This window comes from Nitrospira sp. BLG_2 (genome assembly GCF_049222245.1).
Map to the genome: position 1 here is coordinate 1 of NZ_JBLYIG010000719.1, position 1,679 is coordinate 1,679.

Below are 1,679 nucleotides of genomic sequence, written 5' to 3' on the forward strand. Positions count from 1 at the left end.
ATTGAAACAATGATCATGCAATTCTTGACGGCGGACGGACGGGCAAAACCCGGCCTTGATGGCAGAAGCGTCTGCAGGTGCCGCCGGGCACGACCGACAAGACTTCAATAGTCGTAGACGTGCTCGAGCCGTGCGCCTGCCGTCAGCACTGCGGGAATGGTCATGTGCAGGCGCGGAACGGCCGCCACGAAGCCGGTGCGGCGCACGTCCGGGCTGGCGGGAAGCGGGTAGGCGAACAGTTCGCGCGTGCCGTCGGGCAAGTCCAGCGCGCCGTTGGACAGGACGGTGACCAGGATCTCGTCATTGCCGCCGATTTCGACGAAGGAAACGCCTTGTTCGATGAGCCGCGGGATCATGTCGGTGAACACCTGATAGCGCCGTGTGACGAAGACGGCACCACCGTCGCCCATGTCGAGTTCCAGTGCGGTGTCGGCCTCGGGTCGCGTCGCCTCGCCCACCGGCCCCTTGGCCCAGACGTGGATGTCGAGCAGGGCCGGATCGGCGGTGGCGGCAAGTGCTGATCGGATCAGGTCGGCATAGCCCTGCTTGATCCACCAGGCGAAGCCGAAGGCGGCTCGGCGCTCGGCGAAGCGGACCTCGTCGTCGCCCGCCGGCCGCGCCAGCGCTTTCAGGCCTGCGCGCTCGTTGGCATAGGGGAATTCGTACCACGGCACCTGGTCGAGGAAGGCGGCATAGTCAGCGGCTGTGGTGGCCAGATAGCGGTCGGCGGCAGTCGGACTGGCGGCGATGGCCCCGGTGATGCGGCCGACCGTATTCTCGTAGACCGACTGCAGCGCGAGCTCGATGGTGTGGCTGGTGCCGATGACGGCGAGCATCTGGTGGTTGGCGAAGTTGAACGGATGGTCCGAGCTTGCCCGGATGACCATCGCATAATCCTGCCAGAAGCGGCCGATATAAGCCCAGTAGGGAAAATCGCTCGGGCTGTTCCTGGCGACGAAGCCGGCATATTCGCGCGCCGCATAGACGATCGCCCATTCCGGATAGGTGAGGAACGTCGATTCCTCTGGCCTGACATAGTCTGGGATTTCGGTACGCACCTTAGCGGCGAGCGCCTCCGCAGGGCGCCCTTCAGCAAGACCGGGGAGAGGGGTGGCGGGCAGGCTGGATGTGCTCAAGAACCCATAGGCAAGGCCAGCAATCGGGATCAGCACGATCAGGACGACCAGCCAGAAGGCGACCTTGGCGAGACGCTTCAGCCAGCGGAACAGGAACATGGCCTCAGGCCATCGCGGCGCGGGCGCGCCCGGCCAGCCAGAAGCCGACGAACACGGCGAAGCCGCCAATCGCGAGATGCGGCGCATTGGCGAAGAAGCGCGTCGGCATTTCGATGTCGTCGAACGACCGGAAGCCGTTGATGAAGATACCGCCGTCGAGGCAGCCGGAGCCGGTTATCAGGCCGAGCACACCATCGAACAGGTAGACAGAGCCGAACAGCCGGAAATAGAGCACTGACTGCTGGTGCGAGACGAAGGCGGCGACCAGCGCCCAGACGCCCGAGAAGGCGTGCAGCAGATCGTCGTACCACTGCAGCGAGAACAGGCCGAAGAGGTAGCCGTTGGCGTCGTTGAAGGCCGGTACGTAGCCGATGCCGACAACGAGGAAGAACATCGCGGCGTAGAAGACAGCAAGTTTCTGGATCAGCGTCATATCGAACCCCT

The 1,679-nt window shown here is 64.2% G+C and carries 2 protein-coding genes; both read right to left on the bottom strand.

Features of this window, described 5'->3' with window-relative positions; translation table 11 throughout:
* Positions 1-104: 104 nt before the first annotated feature.
* On the bottom strand, positions 105-1,235 hold the full coding sequence (locus tag ACOSYY_RS18875; RefSeq protein ID WP_421664432.1) for a hypothetical protein: 1,131 nt from the start codon (positions 1,233-1,235) through the stop codon (positions 105-107).
* Positions 1,236-1,239: 4 nt separating this feature from the next.
* Positions 1,240-1,679 (bottom strand): DUF4383 domain-containing protein (locus tag ACOSYY_RS18880; RefSeq protein WP_421664433.1); only part of this gene is annotated, 440 nt, incomplete at its 5' end.

Bases quoted from the DNA above. Each gene is read 5' to 3' on its own strand.
- ACOSYY_RS18875 (WP_421664432.1), bottom strand. From the start codon at position 1,235: ATGTTCCTGTTCCGCTGGCTGAAGCGTCTCGCCAAGGTCGCCTTCTGG.